The following is a 3129-nucleotide window of genomic DNA, read 5'->3' as shown; positions in this document are numbered from 1 at the left end:
AATCATCGCAGCGAAAGCTACTGGAGGTTTAGTTCAACATCGGCTTGGCAAAATGCGGGGTTAAGTACAAAATTGATCTTCTCGCCTATTTTATCCGCAAAAGCTGTTTTGCTTTTGTTTTTTTATTAAATTTACCAAAAGCCACAGCTTTTGCTTCGTTCGGTTCTGAATTGAACTTTCGCTCAATTCAAGCCCGCACGTCGCCAAGCCGCGGCTCGTTAGTGGCAATGCCAAGCCAAAACAAGGAACAATGAAACCTGAATTGAAAAGGATAAGAAAAGTAGAATATGATATAGATCCAAATAGATACGAATTACGTAGTGGAAGCGAAACAAATGCTCCATTATGTCCATACGGAAACCACTATAAATGGATAGGATTTGACTTAAAAACTAATGAATACGTTAGATATACTAAATCTGTGTTTAAATTACTTATAAACAAAATGAAAAATGAATAATCAAAAATACGGCATTGAAGGACTTTTCGCTCCAGAACTGGAAAGATTTAAATGGGTAGATTCTTATGGCATAGATACAGAACCTATACAACTTTCAAATTACAGAGGGAAATTTATTGTATTGTATTGCTTCCAAAGTTGGTGTCCAGGTTGCCATAAAATTGGCTTGCCTTCTTTACAACAGATGGTTTCAGCATTGAAAAATAAAGAATCTATTAGATTCTTTGCTATTCAAACAGTCTTTGAAGGGAAAAGTCAAAATACTTTTGAAAAGTTGAAAGAAACACAAAGGCAGTATAAACTAGAAATTCCTTTTGGGCAAGATGAAGGAAACGAAAATACACAGAATGTTTCTAGCGTAATGTATCATTACAGAACAGGAGGAACTCCTTGGTTTATTTTTATAAACCAAGAAGGAAAAGTAGTATTCAATGATTTTCATTTGAATACCGAAAAAGCAATTGAATTTTTACAAACAATTAAATAAATTTTATATGCAAAAATGGATAGATGTAATAAGATTAGCCAATAATGGCAATCTTAACCCAGACCAAAGAATAGAAAAATCGGAAGAGGAATGGAAATCACTTCTTACCGAAGAACAATTTTACGTAACTCGTAAAAAAGGAACAGAAAGAGCTCATAGCTCCGAAATGTGCAATTTGTTTGAACCCGGCAAATATGCCTGTGTTTGTTGTAACACTGTACTTTTTGACAGCGAAGAAAAATTTCAAAGTGGCACAGGGTGGCCAAGCTTTACACAACCAATAAAAGAGAATGTAATCAATTATATCAAAGATGTTACGTTTGGTATGTACAGAATTGAGGCAACTTGTAGTACTTGCGATGCACATTTGGGACATGTATTCCAAGATGGTCCTATGCCAAGTGGATTACGGTTTTGCATAAATGCTGTTGCTCTGAAAAAAGTAAAATCTGATGAGAAAAAAGTTACATTTGGTGGTGGTTGTTTTTGGTGCACAGAAGCTATGTTTCAGCAATTAAAAGGAGTTGTAAATGTAGAGAGTGGTTATAGTGGTGGTGAAATTATAAATCCTACATATAGAGAAGTCTGTTCTGGAACTACTGGTCACGCTGAAGTAATTGAAATTACTTATTTACCTTCTGAAATTAGTTTTGAAGATATAATAAAAATTCATTTAACTACTCACAATCCTACGACTATAAATAAACAAGGTGCTGATAGAGGAACACAATACCGTAGCATTATTTTTTACAGAACCGAAGAAGAAAAAATACAAGCATTAAAAACAATAGAAGAGGTTCAATCTGCCTACGATGATATGATAGTAACAGAGGTAAAAATGTTTGAACATTTTTATAAGGCGGAAGCAAATCACCAAGATTATTACAATCGCAATAGCGAAGCTGGATATTGTACTGCAGTAATAAATCCAAAACTAGATAAGTTGAAAAAAATGTATAAGGACAAATTAAAAAGATGATGAGCAAACTTTAATGAATCTTTTTAAGAATAAAATAAAGAATGGAAAATAATCTTGATAAAAATGCAAAATGGCTACTCATATTTGGAGTTGTTTTTACATTTTTATTCCCATTATTACTTCCAATACTCGATAAAACGGGTATAGGAAGCTATGGTGTTGTTGGAGATGCTATCGGAGGTATTACCAACCCTATTTCTCAACTTATAGGCTCCATACTCTTATATTTAGCTTTGAAAGCACAACTTTCAGCTAACACAATTGTTCAAAATCAAATAGAACAAGACAACCAAAAAGAGCAAGAGCAGCATAACATTGAACAAATACAGGTTTTCTATTCATTTTTTCAGGATATGATTAAAAATTTCAGTTACGAATTTTCAAATGAAGACAGAAAGCAACTTTTGTATGGACGAAGAGCCATAAAATGCTTTTTAAATGATTTAGAACAAATGAAAGTAGATATTCATAGTACAGACGATGTGCTTATGTATGATGGTGTGAGAGAATTATTGAGTATTTTGAAAAGTGCAGAAGAATTATTCAATCGCATTGATACTATTTCTTCAAAATCACAACATATTTTATTTTATAGAACTCTTTTGCAACACGAATTATTATTCAATATTTTTCCTTATCAAGACCTTGATGACGATATTAATATTAAAACTGGAAAATGCACTATTTGTGCAGAAGCCCACTCATATTATCCACCTGTAATATTTGAAAAAATTAAATTTCTAGAATCTAAATTTATATAAAAAATGGCAACAGTAATCAAAATTAAAAACATTGAAGAAGGCTACCAAAGTATTATTACTAATGGTAAGCACACTATTATTGGTGACGAACCTATCGCAAGCAAAGGAACTGACTTGGGGCTGGCACCTTCTGAATTAATATTAAGTGGATTAGCGATGTGTAAAGTTGGCACAGTACGCTTCATTGCCCGAAAGAATAATTGGGAAGTTGGCAATGTAACAGCCGAACTTGTACAGGAAGTAGCACGAGGAGAAGGTGGACTAAAAACCACTATTCAAATTAAAATGATTATTGAAGGTAATCTTTCCGAAGAGCAGAAAGAAGAATTGATAAAACAAGCCGACCGTTGTTATATCCACCGTTTGTTAAATAGCGAATGGGATATAATGCCTATAACGCTTTAAATCAAATGCACTGCCACTAATAACTAAGCTTTCGTCT

The 3129-nt window shown here is 33.2% G+C and carries 4 protein-coding genes; all 4 read left to right on the top strand.

From position 1 onward, the window contains the following. Positions 1-452: 452 nt before the first annotated feature. From B3R94_RS12745 to B3R94_RS12730, 4 genes are read left to right on the top strand one after another with little or no spacing between them, the layout of a single operon-like run. Positions 453-947: a peroxiredoxin family protein gene (locus tag B3R94_RS12745; protein WP_038337026.1), complete on the top strand. Its 495-nt coding sequence runs from the start codon at positions 453-455 to the stop codon at positions 945-947. Positions 948-954: 7 nt separating this feature from the next. Beyond that, a complete protein-coding gene (gene msrA, locus B3R94_RS12740; protein WP_038337052.1) occupies positions 955-1926 on the top strand; it encodes a peptide-methionine (S)-S-oxide reductase MsrA in 972 nt (323 codons plus the stop codon). A gap of 41 nt (positions 1927-1967) precedes the next feature. Beyond that, positions 1968-2687, top strand: coding sequence for a hypothetical protein (locus B3R94_RS12735; RefSeq protein WP_038337025.1), 720 nt, complete (start codon positions 1968-1970; stop codon positions 2685-2687). Positions 2688-2690: 3 nt separating this feature from the next. Then, positions 2691-3092 carry an OsmC family protein gene (locus B3R94_RS12730; RefSeq protein ID WP_038337024.1) on the top strand — a complete coding sequence of 134 codons (402 nt, stop codon included), beginning with the start codon at positions 2691-2693 and terminating at the stop codon, positions 3090-3092. Positions 3093-3129 lie beyond the last annotated feature (37 nt).

It is taken from the genome of Empedobacter sp. UBA7611, from assembly GCF_002484365.1.
In the GTDB taxonomy this organism is placed as follows: domain Bacteria; phylum Bacteroidota; class Bacteroidia; order Flavobacteriales; family Weeksellaceae; genus Empedobacter; species Empedobacter falsenii_B.
Note: the sequence above shows the minus strand (reverse complement) of the source record. Positions and strands in the feature narration are given on the sequence as shown.

Coding starts and splice junctions, on each gene's coding strand:
- B3R94_RS12745 (WP_038337026.1), top strand. CDS start 453: ATGAATAATCAAAAATACGGCATTGAAGGACTTTTCGCTCCAGAACTG.
- msrA (WP_038337052.1), top strand. CDS start 955: ATGCAAAAATGGATAGATGTAATAAGATTAGCCAATAATGGCAATCTT.
- B3R94_RS12735 (WP_038337025.1), top strand. CDS start 1,968: ATGGAAAATAATCTTGATAAAAATGCAAAATGGCTACTCATATTTGGA.
- B3R94_RS12730 (WP_038337024.1), top strand. CDS start 2,691: ATGGCAACAGTAATCAAAATTAAAAACATTGAAGAAGGCTACCAAAGT.